Annotated in this window: 13 protein-coding genes and 1 pseudogene; 5 read left to right on the top strand and 9 right to left on the bottom strand. The window is 29.3% G+C overall.

Features of this window, described 5'->3' with window-relative positions:
• Positions 1-555: 555 nt before the first annotated feature.
• The gene (locus tag CLPUN_RS06750) at positions 556-2916 is read left to right on the top strand and encodes a M4 family metallopeptidase (RefSeq protein ID WP_077846553.1); all 2361 of its coding nucleotides are present in this window, start codon (positions 556-558) and stop codon (positions 2914-2916) included.
• A 171-nt stretch (positions 2917-3087) separates the two neighbouring features.
• Complete coding sequence (locus CLPUN_RS06745) at positions 3088-5094, top strand: Ig-like domain-containing protein (protein ID WP_242954067.1); 2007 nt, start codon at positions 3088-3090, stop codon at positions 5092-5094.
• Positions 5095-5156: 62 nt separating this feature from the next.
• Here the strand turns inward: CLPUN_RS06745 and CLPUN_RS06740 are convergent, their stop codons facing one another.
• Positions 5157-5678 (bottom strand): nitroreductase family protein, encoded by a 522-nt coding sequence (locus CLPUN_RS06740; RefSeq protein WP_077846552.1) that lies wholly within the window; start codon positions 5676-5678, stop codon positions 5157-5159.
• A 462-nt stretch (positions 5679-6140) separates the two neighbouring features.
• On the opposite strand from CLPUN_RS06740, the gene CLPUN_RS06735 reads away from it, so the two are divergent.
• Positions 6141-7544 carry a right-handed parallel beta-helix repeat-containing protein gene (locus CLPUN_RS06735; RefSeq protein WP_077846551.1) on the top strand — a complete coding sequence of 468 codons (1404 nt, stop codon included), beginning with the start codon at positions 6141-6143 and terminating at the stop codon, positions 7542-7544.
• A gap of 272 nt (positions 7545-7816) precedes the next feature.
• On the opposite strand, the gene CLPUN_RS06730 is transcribed toward CLPUN_RS06735, so the two are convergent.
• From CLPUN_RS06730 to CLPUN_RS06715, 4 genes are all read right to left on the bottom strand, one after another.
• The gene (locus CLPUN_RS06730) at positions 7817-8965 is read right to left on the bottom strand and encodes a YibE/F family protein (protein WP_077846550.1); all 1149 of its coding nucleotides are present in this window, start codon (positions 8963-8965) and stop codon (positions 7817-7819) included.
• A gap of 133 nt (positions 8966-9098) precedes the next feature.
• On the bottom strand, positions 9099-10649 hold the full coding sequence (locus CLPUN_RS06725; RefSeq protein WP_077846549.1) for an alkaline phosphatase: 1551 nt from the start codon (positions 10647-10649) through the stop codon (positions 9099-9101).
• Between the two features lie 322 nt (positions 10650-10971).
• Positions 10972-12693 (bottom strand): methyl-accepting chemotaxis protein, encoded by a 1722-nt coding sequence (locus tag CLPUN_RS06720; protein ID WP_077846548.1) that lies wholly within the window; start codon positions 12691-12693, stop codon positions 10972-10974.
• Between the two features lie 394 nt (positions 12694-13087).
• Complete coding sequence (locus CLPUN_RS06715; protein ID WP_077846547.1) at positions 13088-13924, bottom strand: AraC family transcriptional regulator; 837 nt, start codon at positions 13922-13924, stop codon at positions 13088-13090.
• Positions 13925-14082: 158 nt separating this feature from the next.
• Here CLPUN_RS06715 and CLPUN_RS06710 point away from each other — a divergent pair, with 158 nt between their 5' ends.
• The gene (locus tag CLPUN_RS06710) at positions 14083-16272 is read left to right on the top strand and encodes an alpha-galactosidase (protein ID WP_077846546.1); all 2190 of its coding nucleotides are present in this window, start codon (positions 14083-14085) and stop codon (positions 16270-16272) included.
• A gap of 80 nt (positions 16273-16352) precedes the next feature.
• Here CLPUN_RS06710 and CLPUN_RS06705 read toward each other — a convergent pair whose 3' ends face one another.
• Positions 16353-17210, bottom strand: a complete 858-nt coding sequence (locus CLPUN_RS06705; RefSeq protein ID WP_077846545.1) for an AraC family transcriptional regulator — start codon at positions 17208-17210, stop codon at positions 16353-16355.
• Positions 17211-17416: 206 nt separating this feature from the next.
• On the opposite strand from CLPUN_RS06705, the gene melA reads away from it, so the two are divergent.
• Complete coding sequence (gene melA / locus CLPUN_RS06700) at positions 17417-18742, top strand: alpha-glucosidase/alpha-galactosidase (RefSeq protein ID WP_077846544.1); 1326 nt, start codon at positions 17417-17419, stop codon at positions 18740-18742.
• Positions 18743-19053: 311 nt separating this feature from the next.
• On the opposite strand, the gene CLPUN_RS06695 is transcribed toward melA, so the two are convergent.
• The 3 genes and pseudogenes from CLPUN_RS06695 to CLPUN_RS06685 form a co-directional block, all read right to left on the bottom strand.
• Positions 19054-19860: a nitroreductase family protein gene (locus CLPUN_RS06695; protein WP_077846543.1), complete on the bottom strand. Its 807-nt coding sequence runs from the start codon at positions 19858-19860 to the stop codon at positions 19054-19056.
• A 408-nt stretch (positions 19861-20268) separates the two neighbouring features.
• Positions 20269-21456 (bottom strand): NADH:flavin oxidoreductase, encoded by a 1188-nt coding sequence (locus tag CLPUN_RS06690; protein ID WP_077846542.1) that lies wholly within the window; start codon positions 21454-21456, stop codon positions 20269-20271.
• Between the two features lie 490 nt (positions 21457-21946).
• A pseudogene (locus CLPUN_RS06685) lies at positions 21947-22284 on the bottom strand (transposase); the annotation flags it as partial.

Raw genomic sequence — 22284 nt, 5'->3', positions numbered from 1 at the left:
CCACACAATTCTTATCTGTTTACTATGGTATTAGTATATTCTTCTTTTATCATCTAGTCAATACTTTTTTCCATATTATTAAGAAGATTAATTTATATGTTTCATAATTTCTAAAGTATAAATTGCCATTCATCAATTATAAGTTAAGCTTATAATTGAAATATCTATAATATTATTGCGTGAAATGACATTATTTAATCTTAAACGCATATTTACAACAAACACCACTAGCGGTATATTATAACAAAGAGATCGCTTTACATATATTAACAAGTGTGAAGTGTACTAAAATTTCTTTTAAATAAATCCAACTGGAAAACCGGAGGACGTACTCTAAACAACATAGAAGTATGCCCTCTTTTTGTCTAAAAATACATGTTATTTTAACAAGTGTTTAAAAAAACATTTACACCCTATAACAAATTATAAAAACAAAAATACATGATTATAAAATAATGCTTTACATCTAGCAATCATGTAAAACAGAATGTTAATAATTCTTTATGTAATTATTTAACATAAATTCAAAAAAATATTTTATTAGGAGGTACCCTTATGAGTAAAAAAATTATATCACTATTACTAAGTTTCGGTCTAATCTTATCACTTCCAACAGTTGCAGCTTCAGCTGCAACTGAAGAGGAGGCGAACACATCACAAAATTCAGAAGCTCAAATTATGCAAAAATTTGAAAGCCTGAATGGCAATAGTCTTAAGTACGATATTGATTCATCAGAAGGAAAAGTTTTCATTTCTGGAAATTTATCTTCAGAAAAAATTACAAATGATGAAACTGCACTTAATTTTATTGAAAAAAACAAAAGTCTATTCAATTTAGACAATGCAAAAGATAAACTAAAGGTTCAAAAATCTGAAAAAGACTCCTTAGGATTCACACATGTTAAAATGGGTCAATATATCAACAATATACCTATAAAGGACAAATTTATAACTCTTCACTATAATAAAAATGGACAAGTAACTAATATTACAGGAGAAGCAGAAAACAAAATTGAAAGTATTTCACAATTAGGAAGTAAATCTATCCAACCAGAAGATGCAGTGGAAATTGCAAAAAAAGAATTTTCATATACAGAGTTGGCTTATGAACCTAAGGTAGAAACTATAGCTTACATTAAAGATGGACAAGCATATAAAACTTATAAAGTTAATATTAAATTCTACGAACCTACTATAACAAACTACGATGTTTATGTTGAAGCATCTTCTGGAACTATTTTAGAGAAAGAAGATAAGATTAGATACGATGGAGCTACAACAGGAACTGGAACTGCTGTTGATGGAAGCACTAAGCCTCTTAATCTTTATTTATCTTCAAGTAAATATCAACTAAAAGATACTTCAAAAGCTTCTTCTGGAAGTCAAATATTAACTTATACTGCTAATAATAAAGAAACTGAACCTGGAACTTTAATCACTAACACAACCAATACCTTTAACACTGAAACATTAAAAGCCGGTGTTAGTGCTCATTATTACGCTGGAGTTGTCTATGATTTTTATAAAAACTTATTTGGCAGAACTAGTATTGATAATAATGGAATGAACTTAGTATCTACAGTTCATTATGACTCTAATTACAACAATGCATTCTGGGATGGTTCTCAAATGGTATATGGTGATGGTGATGGAACTACCTTTACTTATTTAAGTGGTGATTTAGATGTAGTTGGTCATGAAATGACTCATGGAGTTACAGAACGTACTGCAAACTTAAATTATAGAAATCAATCTGGTGCATTAAATGAATCTATGTCAGATGTTTTTGGAGTACTTATACAAACATATGATAAGTATGGTGTTAAAAATGGTGGCAACTGGACATTTAACGCTGCTGATTGGGTAGTTGGAGATGAGATATATACACCTAATACTCCAGGAGATGCTTTAAGAAGTTTAGCTAATCCAACACTATATGATCAACCAGATAATATGAGTGACTATTATAATACTTCATCCGATAATGGTGGCGTTCATACTAATTCAGGTATTCCAAATAAAGCTGCTTATTTAATAGCTAAATCTATAGGAAATGCTGAAACTGCAAAAATATATTATAGAGCATTAACTCAATATATGACTTCAACTACTGATTTCTCTGGTGCTAAAAATGCTTTAGTCCAAGCCGCTACTGATTTGTATGGAGCATCTAGTAGTGAAGTTACAGCTATAAATACTAGCTTTGCTGCTGTAGGAATCGGTTCAGCTACTACAGTTAAGGTAACAGGAGTTTCATTAGATAATACTTCTGCTTCTCTTAATATAGGAAATAGCAAGACATTAACAGCAACAGTTTCACCATCTAATGCTACAAATAAAGCTGTTACTTGGTCAAGCAGTAATTCAAGTGTTGCTACCGTTTCAAATGGTGTTGTTACTGCAAAAGCCGCAGGAACAGCAGTTATAACAGCAACTACAAGTGATGGAGGCAAAACTGCTACATGTAATGTTACAGTTTCTAGCTCTGGGCAAACAACTTCTTTAAGTGAAGGCTTTGATAAAGTAGTTGGAACAAGCAGTTCAATAACATCTGGAATACCATCTGGTTGGACTTTCTCATCTGGTTTAGGTGTATATACTTCTAGTGGTAATTATGGAACTTCTTCACCATCTATAAAATTCGTATCTTCAGGAAGCAAAATTACTACATCTACATTTAATTTATCAGGTGAAGGAACTCTATCTTTTTGGGTAAAAGGAAATTCAACATATTTCAGTTCATTATTAGTAGAACAATATGATGGAACTAGTTGGACAACTGTTGCAGAGATTAGCAGCTTCCCTACTACAGGAACTACTAAAACTTATACTTTAAATTCAGATACTAAACAAGTTAGATTTACTTATGATAAATATTATGGAAATGTTGCCTTAGATGATATTACTATCAAATAAATAAATCGTTTTAAGATACAATAAAAATGTAATAATTTCTAAAGTAATTATTTGAGAATTGTTAACAATTATTTAAAAATTGTTGACAATTCTTAATTGTGTTTTAACATACAAATGTTAATATATATGTAAAATAATCCAAATAAAAAAAATGAAAGAAGGTATTTATTAATGTTTAGAACTACTTTATCAAAAAAGACAGTCGTTTTTATTAGTACATTATTAATTGCATTCCAATTTAATGAATCTGTTAATGCAGAAAATATCAACGAAGCAAAATTTAATATTATGCAAGCCACTTCTACTACTTCACAAAATTATTCCTGGAATAATTACATACCAGAAAAAGTTCCTGCACCAGAAACTAGTAACAGAAAATTAGTGCTATTTGATAATTCTCATGGTGAAACTGCTGGTCAAGCAGATTGGGTTTTAGATGGTGGTTTTTCAGATTTTGCCGATGATTTAGTTTCTCACGGTTATACCGTAAAAGAGTATCGCGGTATAGATAAAAATGGAGATGGGGTTATTCGTTATTACGATGATAGACAAACAGCAAATGTTAGCAGTAATGAAGAAGTAATAACTTATGATGCAATAAAAAATGCAGATGTTTTTGTCATGGCAGAAGCAAATAGACCTTTTACTATTACAGAACAAGCTGCATTAAAGCAATTTGTTGATTCAGGTAAAGGGATATATTTTATATCTGATCATTATAATGCTGATAGGAATATGAATACTTGGGATTCAACAGAGACTTATAATGGATATAATAGATCCACTAGTGGTTCCTATAATATAGGTGGCGCCTATGGAGATTTAAGAAATCCACAAGATGGTACTAAAGGCTGGTTAGCTCAAACCTTTGGATTAAGATTCAGGTTTAATGCGATTAATTTAATTTCTGGGTTTAGTGGGATAAAATCAGTAAAAGATTCAGAAGGAATTACTCAAGATGTCAAACCAATATTAATGGCAGCAGGTTCAACCTTATCAATTGTTGATGGAAGTAAGGCTAAAGGAATTGTATACTTATCTTCAACAGATAAACCTACAAAATGGTCAAATGCTGCTGATAAAGGATTATATTTTGGTGGAGAAGCAGAGGGGGCTTATGTAGCAATATCAAAACCAAGTAGCGGTAAAGCGGCTTTTATAGGAGATTCCTCTCCGATAGAAGACTCTTCACCAAAATACATGCATGAAGGCACTGGAAAAACAAAATCAACACATGAAGGATACAAATCTACTGGAAACGCAGCAACACTTTCAGTAAATATAATAAATTGGCTTGCAAATTCGGAAGCTTATGTAGGATTTGATGGCGTAAATCATACAAAAGGAATAGTTACTCCAACTCCTATGGCAGATATAGAAAAAAATCAAACTCAAGCCGAACCTTGGGCAACTCCTACATATGATCCATGGAATACGGACACTTATGCATATGGTTCATACAATGCACCTGAGGGACCAAATAATAATTCTACTGTTAATGTAACAGGAATTTCATTAGACAAAACCTCTACTACCCTTAATGTAGGAAGTATCCAAACCTTATCACCAACAATTATACCAACTAATGCCACAAATAAAACTGTAACTTGGTCAAGTAGTAATACAAGTGTTGCTACAGTATCAAATGGTGTTGTTACTGGAAAAGCTATAGGGACAGCAATCATAACTGCAACTACTGTTGATGGAAAAAAAACTGCTACCTGCAATATTACAATTTCTAATATTCAAAATACTGCTACCTTAAACGAAGGCTTTGATACAGTAGTTGGAACTAGTAGTTCAATAACATCAGGAATTCCAACAAGTTGGACTTTTTCTTCTGGTTTAGGTGTATATACTACTAGTGGCAACTATGGAGTATCTTCACCATCTATAAAGTTACAAAATACAGGAAACAAAATTACTACACCTAGTCTTGACTTATCAACTCCAGCAAATCTATCCTTTTGGATAAAGGGTAATGGAACAAATTCAAGTTCATCTCTATTAGTGGAAAAATATGATGGAACTAGTTGGATATCCATTGCAGAAATTGCTAACCTACCTATTACTGGAACTACTAAAACTTATACTTTAGGACTAGATACTAAACAAGTTAGATTTACTTATACTAAAAGTTTAGGTAACCTTGCATTAGACGATATTAAAATCCAATAAAAAAGATTGCTCCTTTTTATATGTTATTACAGAATCAAACATATAAAAGGGGCACTCTTTTGTTATTTTACAAATTTAATGACTCCATTATTTCTTTCATGTTCTTTTCCTAAACTATTAGGATATCCAATTGATGCTATTCCCCAAACAATATGATTTTCTGGAACACCAAAGCTTGTTAATACTTTTCTTACTTCCTTTTCATCGCAAATAGTTTTTAATTGATTTATCCAGCATGAGCCTATTCCTAGAGAAGTTGCCATTAAAAATATATTTTCAAGAGCACATGCACAATCTGCAAGTCCATTTGTATTATCCTTATCATTAGATAACATTATTAAAGTTGGGGGAGCATAAAAATTATATCCTGCATCTCTTCCTAAAGCTTCTCTAATAACTTTTGCAAGTAACTCAATCTTTTCCTTATTTTGAACCACAGTAAATTGCCAGCTTTGTTTATTCATTCCGCTTGGTGCGTGTATTCCAGCTTTTAAAATTAACTCTAATTCTTCATCCTTTATTTGTTCCTCTTTAAAATCTCTTACACTTCTTCTTGTTAATATGTTTTGTAATACTTCGTTCATAATAATATCTCCTTTTCATATTTTTATAATAATTTATTTAAAACATTTGACTTACTTTTTTGAAATTTTCCTCAAAAATTCTTGCATTTTTATCTTCATTATTATTGAATTTCATCTAACACACCTTAATAAAATCAAAACTTTATAGATCTCTAATTTGATTAAACTTTATATTTATTATACCATCATATACATAAAATGCTATTTATTATATTTATTTTATAATAATATTATCTCCCTTATTTTTTCATAAATTATCCTTATTTTATCTTAATCTAATAAATCCCCTCATTTTCTCCATTTATGCTTTATAAATCTAATTATGTGATCAAAATATTTATTTATAGTTTTTTACATGTTAATATCTAAACATGTATTTTTTTGTAAAATATACTCATGGCATACTTAAACTAATTATTTACTTATTAAAAATAACTCAATTATTATTTAGGAGGAAGATCTATGAAAGCCAAAAAAATTTTTTCAATCATGTTAACGTGTTCATTAATTTTAGGTGCAACAGTAATTTCATCTCAATGTTCTGCATCAGCAGCTGTTAAAACTACAACAAGCTCAGCCGTAACTTCTAGCTCTGTTTCAGAAAAAAATTCTATCTATGTATCACCTGATGCATCAGATAATGGTGCTGGAACAATTAATAATCCAACATCACTTATTTCAGCAGTAAACAAAATTGCTCCAGGTGAAACTATATATCTACAAAGCGGAACTTATAAAATCAGCAAACAATTAACAATACCTTATACTAACAATGGTACTGAAAATGCTATGAAATCAATGGTTGCTTTAGATAGCAAAAAAGTAATATTTGATTTTACAGCTGAATCTTATAATATGAAGGATACATCTCGAAATGATAGAGGTGTGCAATTAGAAGGAAGTTACTGGCACTTAAAAGGAATACAATTTTATAATGCTGCTGATAATGGTTTATATGTAACTGGCAAACATAATATAGTTGAATCATGTATCGCTAAAGCAAATAGAGATACAGGGATTCAAATAGGTCGTCGTGCTTCTAGCCTTTCAAATAAGGCAGATTGGCCAAGTGATAACCTTATTCTTAATTGCACTTCATTTAACAATAGCGATCCTGCAACAGGTGAAAATGCTGATGGATTTGCAGCTAAGTTAACCTGTGGAGAAGGTAATGTATTTGATGGCTGTATTTCTTATAACAATGTTGATGACGGTTGGGACTTATTTTCAAAAACTGAAACTGGTCAAATAGGTGGAATTACGATTAAAAATTCTATTGCATTTAGAAATGGATATACTACAAGTGGTCAATATACTAAAAATAGTGATGGTAATGGATTTAAATTAGGTGGTTCAGACATGCCTGGAAATCACACTGTATATAATTGCATTGCTTTCGAAAATAAAAAACATGGTATAACTGATAATAGTAATCCAGGTGTTATCACTGTAGATAGCTGTACAAGTTTTAACAATGCAGCTACAGATGGAAAATCAAGCAATATTGATTTAGCAAGAGATAAAACAAATTCTAATAACATCTTAAAAAATATTATTTCTTTCAGTACTAAAAAAGTAGGTAGTGATAAATATAAAGGTACTGTAGAAAATTCTATTTTATATAATACTAATAAATATTACTCATTTGCTGCAAAATCAACTGCTGATTCTAGAGTAAAAGGTAGTATGGGTACTGTAGCGGATGCTGTAACTACTAATGATTTTATAAGTATTGAATCTCCTATACTTGGTGAAGATGTTGATACTTTATGGAGAAATTCAGATGGTTCAATAAATACAGGCAAGTTCTTAAAGGTTAATCCTAGTAGTAAATATAGCAAAATGGGAGCTTCTTTAAGTAAATAATTTATAATAAATATAGGTTCATTTTGACTATTATAATACACCACAAATTAAAATTAATAATAAGTGAGTAATAACTAATAAAAAATAAAACATTAGTTATCACTCACTTTTGTTATATATAGATATTAGAAATAATGTTATCTAATTCATATACTTAAATCCTAATTAATTTCCTACATAAAAACATAAAACAATCTTATTATCTCTTATATTATTTTATGAATAATTATTATATTACATTAAGAACAGTACAATAACTACGCATATGTAGTTTATTTATTGGAATGAACATCAGCATCATTTTTTATTTTTACTAATAGAATTCCACTTGCTAATGCGGTAAATGGAGCCACAGTCACAAGTCCAAAACTACCAATTAAAGTATGCAAAATTTCAGATGATACATATTTCAAATTTAATATGTTTATTATTGGCGTACCCTGAGCCATAAATACCATAAGTAATCCTATATATCCACCTGAATATGCTAATAATAATGTAGTCATCATAGTTCCCATAATTGATCGTCCAACATTTATTCCTGACTTAATAGCTTCCATCTTTCCTATACTTGGTTTCTTTTCAATTACTTCTGCCACTGCTGAAGTAATATCTACTGCTACATCCATAACTGCTCCTGACGATGCTATGAATATACTAGCTATAAATATTTGTGTAAGATTCAAATTCTCATATCCTGAATATAAAAGTGATTCTGAATATGACATAACTGCTCCATGAATTTTAAATTTATTTACAAAGAATAGTGCCATAAAACAAGTTACAAGAGCTCCACATAATGATCCAATTATTGCAGCTAAAGATTTCTTATCTATACCATAAACTAATACTATTATTGTAATTATTAATATCATAGTTGTTATTATACCTACTATTACAGGATTATATCCTTGCAAAAATAAAGGTATTAAAACCTTCCACATAGCTAACACTGTAAATATAAACGATAAAATTGATTTTATACCAACTATTCCTGCAAACCCAATAAGTACAACTACAAAAATAGCTATAAGTAAAATTTCATAATTAAGTCTATAATGATCAACAAGAGTTGCTACTCTAATTTCATCCCCTGTATAATCAATGGTAACTAATATTTTGTCTCCAATTTGAAATATCTTGTCTTCTTCAAGGGAGCCTGACAATCTATTAGTTCCTCTAGTTACCTTTCCTTTAAACTTCCCTTCAAGTATTTCTATTTCACATAGCTGTTCTCCAGTTTTTATAAGCCCTGTATTTATAATAAAACTCTCATCTGTACTCAATACCTTGGCAGATACTCTTTGTGTATTTTCATATATTTTTTGTGGAAACTTATTAGGTAAAAGTGTAAGTAAAGTTATCGCTATAAGTGTTACTAATATAGGAATTGTATTACGTCTATGAAAATCTTTAAACAATTAATCATTCTCCTCTTTGTTTTAATCAAAAGTTATAATTTAGGAATTTAGAATCAAGGATGAAAAAATAATTTTTTCATTCTCAATTCTATCTTCAAAACTCCTCATAAAATATCCTAAAGGGCATAAATCATTATTGTACTTTAGTTATATTTTTAAGTTTATCAAATACATTTGTATTGTCATAATATCCTGCAAATAAATCTTCTCCAAGTCCCTTTGCCATCATTGCTACCGGAATTCCTGTATGTGAATATGAACTAAATGAAATTCCTGATTTATTGTTTAAAACATGAGTTAATGTTACTGAAAATGGTTCATAAGTTCCATACATTACATTTTCATTTTCGTCTAACTTTCTATCAGCTTTTGAAACCATACTCTTTTCATATGCAGCCTTAATTTTAGCTTCCTCAGCTTGTGTTAATACCATTCCACCCTTTGTTGATTCTCCACTCGAACCAGCTCTTTTAAGACCAAATTGTGCTTCAACATCTTTCATTGCATCATCAAAAGATGTTTTATTTTTTCTATATTCCTCAATGTTTCTATCAAAAGCTGTATATGATACTTTTTGATTAGATATGTTTTGTAAATAAGTATCATAGTTTGTTCCTGCAAAACCTATTGTGAGTCCACCTGTTTCATGATCTCCTGTTACTAAAATTAATGTTTCATTTGGATGTTCATTATAAAAATTAACTGCCTCTTGTACTGCATCACTAAAAGCTTCTGTTTCCTTAATATTTGCTCCTGCATCATTAGCATGACCAGCCCAGTCAATCTTTCCACCTTCAACCATCATAAAGAAACCTTTATCATTATCTAAAACTTCTATCCCTTTTTTAGTATAATCTGCAAGCGTAAGCTCATTTCCAGTTCTATCTAAGTTATATTTTATTGCGCCACTTTCTTTTTCAACCTCATCATCTGGACAAACTGCAATTGCTTTATCACCTTTTTTTAGATTTTTTATATCGGTTTTAGTATTAACTACTGTATATCCTTTTTCTTTTGCTAATTCTCCTATTTTAGCCTTACCTTGTTCTTTTACTTCTTTAGAATCATCTGATAAGAACTTTCCTCCCGCAAAATAGTCAAAGTTAGAATCCACAAGTTCAAGTCCCATACTATAGTATTCACTTCTAGATGGTACATGAGCATAATACGCACCTGGAGTTGCATGATCTATATTTACTGATGATACTATTCCAACCTTATATCCTAATTGTTTCTTTAACTTTTCTGTTATAGTCTCATAAGATTTAGTTTTTGTTTCATCCATATTAATTACACTACTTAATGTTTTATTTCCTGTTGAAAGAGATGTAGCTGTTGATGCTGAATCTGGACAAAGAGAGGTTGAATCATATGTTGTTACTGTTCCTGTTACAGGGAAATTCATAAATGATAATTTTTCTGGATTTGGATAATTTCCCTTTTTAACATCAATTTCTCCATGTTCTTGAATTCCTTTATAATATTGTGCTGCTTGAATTTGTGGAAAACTCATACCGTCACCAATAAACATAAAAATATATTTAGGCGCTTTTCCATTATAATTTGAAGTTGAAGCTGCTGCTACTCCTTGAGGTTTTATTTGATTATTTAATGTATAGCCAACTCCTACTACCATTGCTAAAGCTAACACTGACCCCAAAATTCTTTTAACAGTTTTATTCATTATTTACTATCCCCTTTACTATTTATAATCATATTCTTTGACTTTCTATGATTTCTTCATAGTTTATTTCTTTTCATTAGATAGTATAAACTTTATGTGTTAACATTATTTTATTAATTAGTAAAATAACTGTAAAATTAATGTTAAATTTTGTATTTGAATTTAATCATTCATTATTGAAACAAAAAAATAAAATAACTGGGATATTCTTTATACTAAAAAAGACCATTTGCCAACTATTAAATAGTAATCTGGTAAATGGTCTTATAATTTAATATTAAAAGACAGATATATTATTCTTAAACAAATATATCTAAAATTTTTAAATTTTAAACTTTTGTACTATTTCATTAAGGTTTTGAGCAAGCTCTGCTTGACTTTGAGCAGTTAATGCAACCTGCTCTAACCCATGTGTAGTTTCATTCATTCTTTCTTTAATTACTTCTGCATGTTCACTAGATTTTTGAGTTACTTCAGCCATATTTTTAATTTCTTCACTTACTTGTCCAACTGTTGCTGTAACCTCTTCTGACATAGCTGCAATTTCTTCTGACATGTTACTTACAAAATCAGAATCATTATAATATTGGTTTCCTGTTTTTTCATATGCCTCAAATTGTATATTTACATCTCCATTAATAAATCCTAATATATCACTTCCAGTATCAATGCTATTTTTAAAGGCTTCTTGAACTTTAATTATAGTTTCTTGAATGTTTTTTACTGCTTCTGCTGATTGTTCTGCAAGCGTTCCAACTTCTTCAGCTACAACAGCAAATCCTTTTCCCATTTCTCCCGCTCTTGCTGCTTCAATCGCTGCATTTAATGCTAGTAAATTGGTTTGTTCTGATATATCTGCTATAGTCTCTGCCATAACTCTAATATTATCAACAACCTTCCCCTCTTCGATAACCTTTATCATTCTTTGTTGTTTTTCATCAGATATTTGTTTAGCTTCCTTTAAAGCTTTTTGGCTATTATTTTTAACTTCTATAGCCCTTTCTTTTGCACCATTTGCATTGCTGCTTCCGTCCATAGCTTTCTGTGAAAGTACATTAATACTTGAATCAACTTCTTGAATAGATGCACTTATTTCTTCTGTTCCAGAGCTTGCTTCCTGCATATTAGTACTAATATTATTTATAGCTTCATCTACACTAATAGCCTTTGATGTTAATTCTTGAACTGTTGCTGAAAGCTCCTCTGATGAAGCACTCATATTTTGAGAATTTTCAAGTATAGTTTTAACAAGCTCTTTAATATTATCTTGCGCTATAAATAATGATTCTCCTGCTTTTCCAAATTCATCTCCTCTTGTAACTTTAAAATCATAAGACAAATCATAACTTGCAAGCTTTTCACCAAATAAATTTATTATTTGGAGAGGCTTGTTAATATCATTTGTTAAAATTAATCCTATTATAATCGCCAATATAAAACCAATAATGCTTAATATTGTCATAATTGTAGTCGATGTTGTATATATTGAAACAATATTATCGTTAGCTGTGCTAGATTCTTTTAAATTTCTTTCTATCAATTTATCCAAACTTTTAAATAATACATCTGTAATTTGAGGTATATCTTTATATTGTTCAATTGCTCCAGTATAATTACTTGATTCTATAAGCTTAATAGTATTTTCCCTTAAAATTGTATATTGTTTTAATTCACTATTGAATTGTTCAAATGATTTTTTTTCATCCTCCTCAATAAGTCCACTTTGGAGTTGACTTATATATTTTTCATTTTCTTCCTTATTATCTTGAATTTCCTTTATCAACTTAGTTCTTATTGAAGCTTCTTGTTCATCTTCAGAGTTTACTAAATCTGACAAATCACTTTTTATTTGAGTTAAATTTTGTTTCATATCTGTTAACATATAAACATTCTGAAGATTTTGATTATACATCTTTTTTGCATTTTCACCAACATTTTTAAGTGATACAATTCCAACTCCTCCTACGATACCGATTAATAATGCAACAATTAAGAATGAAATAATTAATTTAATTTTTACTTTTATATTTTTCAATAACCCCATTTATAATACCTTCTTCCTTACCACTATTTATTATTAGGCTATTTATGACTTATATAGCCTAAAATTATTGTTATATATGTTTAAATAAATAATTTACCTATGCTTATGTAATTGATTTCAATCAAGCAAATTAGGTAGAACTAATATATTAGTAAAAATATTTTCACTATATCTGTGTGTTTAAAATTATTTAACAAAATTAAGTCATAATAATTAACTTAATGATTACTAATTTTATGAACACATATATTATCATGATATTAAACTCGTCAAAATACAATTTAATTATACTATATATTCTATAATCCTTACATAGATAATGTCAAAATTTCTCAAAAATAATTAGAAAAACCCTTTTCTATTCTTATCATAAACAAATAAATAGGGTTATATCTTATAAGTATAACTTTTCTCTATAATTTTTAGGAGACATACCCTTTTCCTTTTTAAATATTTTGGAAAATCCAAGTGTATCATCATATCCTACTGAGCGTGATATATCACTTATGCTTAATTGACGATTGATCATAAGTTCACATGCCTTATTTATTCTAAATTTTATTATATATTGTTGAGGTGTTACTCCCATATTTTCCTTGAAAAATGCACTAAAATAGTTTTTATTAAGACCTACACTTTTAGCCATTTCATTTATATATAATTTCCTAGAATAATTGGTTTCAACAAACTGCAAACTCTTTTTTATGTATAATTCCTTGTAATTATTACTTAAAACTACGTGTTTTCCTGATTCCTCAATAAGTTGTGATAAGAACATTCCCAGTAGTGATTGTAGTCGTAATTCCCTTCCATATTTCAATTCTGTAGCTTTTCTCATATCTTCAAAACATTTTTTTATAAATTCCCCTTCTATACATTCAAAAATAGGATTCTCTTGATTAAGATTAGCTAAATTCAAATAATTTTCAGCTTTTATTCCCCTAAAGCCAATCCAGGTATATGTCCATGGATCTTCATTATCAGCCTTGTAATATGTTACTACATTAGGACAAATTAGAAAACCTTGATTTTCTTTTATCTTATATGATTTTTCATTCACATAAAATATACCGCTTCCTTTAAGTATAAAATGAATTAAAAAATGATCCCTAACTGCTGGTCCATAAGAATAAGAAGGCTTACATTTTTCCATACCACATTGATATACGACCAGATCAAATCCATCTCTATTTACCGTTGGTAAATATGTTATTTCCATATCTTCTTTCATTTTCAAATCTCCAATTTTAAAAATATGTAAATTTTTTTCTTAGATTATACCATATTAATCTTATATTAATCCATTTCATTTTTTTATTATAATCTTATAATTATATTTAAAAGAAATCGTTTTTTATTATAATTTAAAATTAAATTGGAGGAATTAATATGAGTATTATATATGACAACAATACAAAATCGTTTCACTTAACAGCTAAAAATACTAGCTATATATTACAAATCCATGAAGATGGTTATTTATTACATCTTTATTTTGGAAGAAAATTAAGAAATTTTAATTGCAATAGTTTATTATCACTTAAAGAGAGATGTTCTTTTTCTCCAAATCCTGATCCTTGTAATTATATGCTTTCACTTGACACACTTCCACAGGAATATCCTTCTTATGGAACTAGTGATTTTCGTACTCCTGCATATTCAATTCAACTTGAAAATGGGACTACTATAACTGACCTCAGATATGAATCACATAAAATTATAGATGGAAAACCAAAGTTAGAAAATCTTCCAGCAACTTATGTTGAAGATGATGCAGAAGCACAAACTTTAGAAATAGTAATGTCTGATTCTTTAATTGGACTTAAAGTAATTTTATCTTATACAGCTTATGAAAACTATGATGCTATATCAAGAAATGTAAAATTTATAAATAGCGGTAATGAAGATTTGAAATTACTAAGAGCTTTAAGTATGAGTATAGATTTTAATAATTCTGATTATGATTTTCTTCACCTTCATGGTGCTTGGGCAAGAGAAAGACATATTGAAAGAACACCTTTAATAATTGGTACTCAATCAGTAGAAAGCAGACGTGGTTCAAGTAGCCATAATCAAAATCCTTTTATTGCATTACTAAGTCACGATGCTAACGAAGAATATGGTGATGTATATGGATTTAATTTAGTGTATAGTGGTAATTTCCTGGCACAAGCAGAAGTTGATCAATATAAAACTACAAGAGTATCACTTGGTATAAATCCCTTTGATTTTTCTTGGCTTCTTAAACCAAATGAAAATTTTCAAACACCTGAGGTTGTAATGGTTTATTCTTCAAACGGTTTAGGTGAAATGTCAAGAACATACCATAAACTATATAGAAATAGATTATGTCGAGGTACTCATAGAGATAAAACCAGACCTATTCTTGTTAATAATTGGGAAGCAACTTATTTTGACTTTAATGCTGAAAAAATTGAGAGTATTGGTAAAACTGCAAAAGAACTTGGAATTGAACTTTTTGTTCTTGATGATGGTTGGTTTGGAAAAAGAGATAGTGACAATTGTTCTTTAGGCGATTGGGTTGTTGATGCAAAAAAACTTCCTAATGGATTAAATGATTTAGCCGAACGTATAAATAATTTAGATTTACAATTTGGTTTATGGTTCGAACCTGAAATGGTGTCACCTGATAGTGATTTATATAGATCACATCCTGATTGGTGCCTTCATGTTCCAGGAAGATCTCGTACCCAAGGAAGAAATCAACTAGTATTAGATCTATCTCGTAAAGAGGTATGTGATTATATTGTAAATTCTTTATCTGCTATTTTAAGTTCTGTTAACATTAGTTATGTTAAATGGGATATGAATAGAAATATGACTGAAATAGGCTCTCCTTGCCTTCCTCCAGAAAGACAAAGAGAAACTGCTCATAGATACATGTTAGGTTTATATAACATATATGAAAAGCTTACAACAACTTTTCCAAATATATTATTTGAAGGCTGCTCTGGTGGTGGTGGTAGATTTGATGCAGGTATACTATACTACATGCCTCAAATCTGGACAAGTGATGATACCGATGCTGTTGAAAGATTAAAAATTCAGTATGGTACTAGTATTGTTTACCCAATTAGCACTATGGGCTCTCATGTATCAGCAATTCCAAATCATCAAGTTCACAGAAAAACTTCTCTTAAAATGAGAGGTGATGTTGCAATGTCAGGTAACTTTGGCTATGAACTTGATCTTACTAAATTTACTGATGAAGAAAAAGAAGCTGTAAAGAAACAGATAAAGTCTTATAAAGCTTTAAGAGAGCTTATACAATTTGGAGATATGTATAGATTACTAAATCCATTTGATGGTCATGAAGCATCTTGGATAATTGTATCAGAAGATAAATTAGAAGCCTTTGCAACATATTTTAGAGTTCTTTCAACTCCAAATGAACCAATAAGAAAATTATACTTAAGAGGACTAGATCCAGATAAAAACTACTCAATTACTGGACTTGATGGAGCTTTTGGTGGAGATGAACTTATGTATAGTGGTATTACCATCCCTGACTTAGAAGGTGATTATCAAAGTATTACTTGGACATTAAAAGCTAATTAATGCAGTTCAATTAAACTGTTCTAACTAAAAGTACTTCAAAAAACTGATTTTTTAATCTTTTTTGAAGTACTTTTAGTTTCTTATTTATGTTCAATTATATTCTTAGAAGATAATTGAACATAAATGCCTTTACTTTTCCTATATTGAACAGGTGTAATATTAAATTGTTTTTTAAAGTGTTTATAAAAAGTCGGCGTATCTTTAAATCCACATGAATAAGAGATTTCTGTAATGTTCATTTTTGTAGTTTCTAACAAATTTACAGCAGTATTTAATCGAAAAGAAATAAGATATTGTTGAGGTGAAATTTTGTTCTCTTGAATAAATAGTTTATATAGATAAGTTCTTTCGATTCCAACATATTTAGCTATGTCACTTATTTTAATATCATAACTAAAATTATTATATATATAATCAAGGGCCTTATCCAAGTAGGATTCACCTGTATTTTTTGCTTTTGAATTTACTTGATCATATATGTTAGAAAAACATATGTATAATTGTCCTAGTAAAGCAAATTCATTACTACTATTAGCTTCATACTTATATATTAAAGAAAGTAGATTTTCTTTAAAAATCCCATTACTATTGTCTTTAAAAATTAAATTATCTTTTGATAATCCACATTTCTTTAAAATAGTATTAGCTTCATATCCATCAAAACTAATCCAGCAATATTCCCAAGGCTCTTCTTTATCTGCTTTGTAGTAAGTAGATTCGCCTGGACAAATCAAAAAACCTTCTCCTTTTTTTAGTTCATAACATTTATTATTTACATAGTAATTTCCTTTTCCATTTAAGATATAGTGTAAAAGATAATGAGGGCGAATGGCTGGTCCAAAGGAATGCGACGGTTCGCATATCTCTGAGCCACCATAATATATAGTTAACCCACGACTTAATTTATCTTGTGAAGTAAATTGTAACTTAGTTTGCATTTTTATTAAAATCCCCTTTATTAATATTTTGCTTTCATCAATTTTTGATATCCTAACTTCCACATCTTATTCTATTCTATGTTAGTAGTTTATAAAATTTTCAACATAACAACAACTTTTTGAAACATAGCACATAGAAACATACTCCTATATAATTATATAATTAACTTGTAATTAAATCAAAAAAAGTTAAGGAGGATAAGTAAATGAAAATTACATTTATGGGGGCTGGAAGCACTGTATTTGCAAGAAATGTATTAGGTGATTGCATGTGTACTGAAGCCCTTTGCAAAAGCGAAATTGCTCTTTATGACATTGATGAGGACAGATTAAAAGAAAGTGAAATAATCTTGAATGCAATCAACAAAAATATAAATAAAGGAAGAGCGCAAATTAAATGTTTTTTAGGTGTTCACAATAGAAAAGCATCCCTTAAAGATGCTACCTTTGTTGTTAATGCAATTCAAGTAGGTGGATATGATCCTTGCACAATTACTGATTTTGAAATTCCTAAGAAATATGGCTTAAAACAAACAATTGCAGATACAATGGGAATTGGCGGAATAATGAGAGCACTTAGGACTATTCCTGTTATGGCTGATTTTGCAAAAGATATGGAAGAAGTTTGCCCAGATGCATTTTTTTTAAATTACACAAATCCAATGGCTATGCTTACAGGTTTTATGCAACGTTTTACTAAAGTAAAAACAATTGGTCTTTGTCATAGTGTACAAGTATGTTCTGAAAATTTGTTAAAGGATTTGAACATGGAAGATAAACTAGACGGTAGAAAAGAACTAATTGCTGGTATTAATCATATGGCATGGCTCTTAGAAATATACGACAAAGACGGCAATGATTTATATCCAGAAATTAAGAAAAGAGCAGAATTTAAAAATTCTGGAGAAGAAAAACATAATGACATGGTACGTTATGAATATATTAAACATCTAGGTTATTATTGTACTGAATCAAGTGAACATAATGCAGAATATAATCCATTCTTTATTAAGTCAAAATACCCTGAACTAATTGATAAATTTAATATTCCATTAGATGAATATCCAAGAAGATGCATAGAACAAATTGAAGGATGGCAAAAAGAAAAAAATGAAATTTTGCAAAATGGCAAAGTTACACATGAACGATCTAAGGAATATGCTTCTTATATTATGGAAGCAATTGTAACAAATAAACCATATAAAATTGGAGGTAATGTGATCAATAATGGACTTATTGATAATTTACCACAAGATGCATGTGTAGAAGTTCCTTGTATGGTAGATGCAATTGGAATTCATCCAACTTATGTAGGTAAACTACCAACACAACTTGCAGCTATGAATATGAGTAATATAAATGCTCAATTGTTAGCAATTGAAGCAGCTGTAACAAAAGATAGAACTAAAATATATCAAGCTGCTATGATGGACCCACATACTGCTGCTGAATTATCTATTGATGATATCGTAAAAGTGTGTGATGAAATGATAGATGCACATGGAGATTATATGAAAGACTTTAACAAATAATAGAATAAAATCGTAACTAATAGTTAGATAATTATAAACTAAAAAGGGGCATTGCCCCTTTTTTATGCTACAATTAACTATTAAATTTTGAGAATAATATCTTGCAAGAACTTTTCTCTTTGACTTGGCTGAGAATTGGTTATCCCTCTAAAGTGAATCCATTTACGTTTTTGGAAACCTAACTGTTTTAAAGTTCTATTTACAAAAATCTTCCCAATAGGATTTCCAAGAAACCATCGTAAATATCATGTTAGTGAAGTAGAAGTAGTAATAACCACTGCTTTCTATGTTACTTTGATCCATTTCAATATTTAATTTTCATAAAATGAAGCAGATAAAGGTTGTCTATCTGTAAATCTTTTGTAACTATACTTGGGATATCCTACCATTACAACCCCTGTTATTTTCTTTTTTTCTGGAATATTAAAAATCTTATTTATTGGTGAATTCTCACTACGAGCACAAATCTCAAATATTCCTGCCCAGCATGATCCAAGATCAAGAGATGGAGCATATAATTCAAGATAAGATAATGAAAGAATAGAATTTTCTCTGCCATTGTAAAAATTATCATCAGCTAAAGTTAAAATTATACTAGGTGCATCTCTTAAAATAGTATCAACTTTATTTTCTCTGTAGCCCTTAATCATGCCAGACAACATCTTACTCCAAGTTGAATCATTTTCAAACCAGTTAATACATTCCTCAACTGCTAACTGAATTGCTTTTTTATCATCTATTATTATATAAGATATACCTTGTGAATTACTAGCCGTTGGAGCCAAATGAGCAACATCAACAAGTTCCATTAACTTTTCTCTTTCAACTCGTGTATTCTTATAAGAACGAATAGATCGTCTTGCTCTAATAAAATTCTTTGCTTCTTCTGCATTTAATTTTTTAACTTGTCCAATCTCACTTTGCATAACTAATGGTGATTTATTATTATCTATAGCTTCTTTTGGACATATAGCTACACAATGACCACAGGCAAAACATGCATCAGGATTGACTTCCTTTGGACCTGTAGATTCTAGTTTTAATACTCCTAATGGACATTCCTCTACACACAATCCACATTTTATACATTTTTCTTCATTTACAGTTGTTAAATTCATTTTAATTCACTCCTCATTAATTTTTATACTCATATATGATACGAATACATTTAATTTTTGTTTAACTTGTGATATTTATCAAAATAATCATTATGAATTTCCATATGTCTTTGCTCATTTGCCATCTCATCATGGGTTTCTGAACGGACAAATCTGTTTTTCAGGTTTATTTTTTAGTTATGTTTGATTAAATAATGTTTTCATCAAACTCACTACTTTTCATTGATTTTTTATTCTACAACATATCATATATTTTTATGTGGAGATATCACAGCTGATTATCACCTCCTTAGTTTTCTTGCTTAACAAAATATGTTCCATTTCAAATTGATTGAGCTATTTCACTGATCTTTATGTTTTCATTTTTACAATCATCAATAATATGTGAACTCAATTATCTAGTAAATGCTAAGATTTACTTACTGGAACATTCCCGTAATAGCATTTAAGCGGTCCCTTTTCCACACCGACTATACAGAAATTGCATTGTATACATTTTGATTGTGTCTGTTTTCCTGTTTTGAATTTATTTACTAAATCTGATTCAATTATAAGTGGTCTTGACATGGAAATTGCATCAAATTTATAATTATCAATTAAGTCTTCTATTTCTTCTAATTTTGTTATTCCTCCTACTAGAATAACTGGAATATTTACAGCTTTCTTGATTGACATTGCTGCCTCAAAATTATATAAGCTTTTTGGCTGAGGTTGTGGTACTGTTTTCTTTGCAACTATACCAATGAAATTTTTCATGAATTCTGGCATTTTATTTAACTTCTCATTTTCGGCTACTATCATTTTCCATGGAACCTGCCCACGCATTGTTGCCAACCCAGCTTTTAATGTTCCATTTGAAACTTCAATTCCATCACATCCAACTTGCTCTAATAATCTAGCAATTTTTACAGACTCTTCAATTGTCATACCATTTTTTAATGTTTCATATCCATTTATTTTTACAATCATTGGATAATCTAAAACTTCCTTCCTAGCTTTTTCAAATATCATCTTAACAATTCTAAATCTATTTTCTGTACCGCCTCCCCATTCATCTTTTCTCCTGTTCATTCTTGGCGATACAAATTCTGAAAGTAAGTATCCATGTGCTAAATGAATTTGTACACCATCAAAACCTGCTTCTTTTGCATTTTTTATTCCTTGAACAAACATTTTTATTACTTCTAAAATTTCAGTCTTAGTCATTTCTCTTGCTTTATAGTCAGATATTTTAGAAGGTGCAACAATCGACATATGAGCACTTTCTTCTTTTGATTGACCGCCACAATGATTAAGTTGTGCAATAACTGGTGTTCCCATTTTATGCATTCTATTAGTTAATTTTTTTAAGCTCTCAATATTTTCAGATTTATTAATCATAACCATATTATCTGAAGCCTTTCCTTGCTGTCCAACTCCAATAAAGCCAGTAATAATTCCACCGACTCCTCCTTTAGCTAATGCTTCGTACTTTTTAATTAATTGCTCTGTAACCTTGCCATTTTCATCACCCGCTCCTTCAAAAGTTGCTGATCTAATAATTTTGTTAGAAAATGTTATACTTGCCAATTTAAATGGCTCAAATGCTGTTTTCATTAAACTCTCTCCTTTGCATGATTTTTTTACTTTCCTTTATTACTGATATAATTTACCCTTTGTATTAGTCAGGATTTTAAAGAAACATAAGGATATTTTTCGAGAACGATCATTCTAATTAATATAAAATTTTTTTATTTAATAAATTCAAGAAAAAAATCCACTATATGTTGCATTTTTTTGTTCCCTGATATTCTTACATTAATTATTTATATAGTGGTTTTACTTTCTTTATTTATGTAACAAGATTCTAGAAAAATATAATTACATTTTTTTAGAATTATCATTCTAATTACCTAGATTTCGTACAAATATAAAAATTATACTTGTATATAATTACCTGTTACTATTATCCATAATATTTTATTATCTATGCAATTTAAGATAAATATGCTATGGAATAATATAGGAATTTTAAAAATGGCCGAACTGAAAAGAGCAAAAAGCAAATCTTCCAATTTTAGATTATATTGTATTAGTAAAAATTGTTTTAACTCGAAATATCGAAAGTTAGTTGGATATATCTAGGATTGCAAAGTACATCTGCAATTAACTTCGCTAACTTTGTTAGTGGCGGAATATTTACTTTAATTCCAAAAGAAGTTCTTTTAACAAAACCTTTTATGTTTCCAACAGTTTTTACTAGTGCTCTAACTCCCATATTTTCAAATTCAGTAACATAAAGAATTGTAGATTTAAAACAACTTATAAGATTATGTGTTATGAATACAAGCCATAAGAATCCGTATATTCCAAGAAACTTTCTGGTTCTTAAATTTTTTATTTGGTATATATTTTTAGCCATTTTAAAGAAAGCCTCTATGGTTT

Origin of the sequence: Clostridium puniceum (assembly GCF_002006345.1) — a bacterium.
In the GTDB taxonomy this organism is placed as follows: domain Bacteria; phylum Bacillota; class Clostridia; order Clostridiales; family Clostridiaceae; genus Clostridium; species Clostridium puniceum.
The sequence above is the reverse complement of the archived record's forward strand: the minus strand, read 5'-3'. Positions and strand labels throughout refer to the sequence as shown.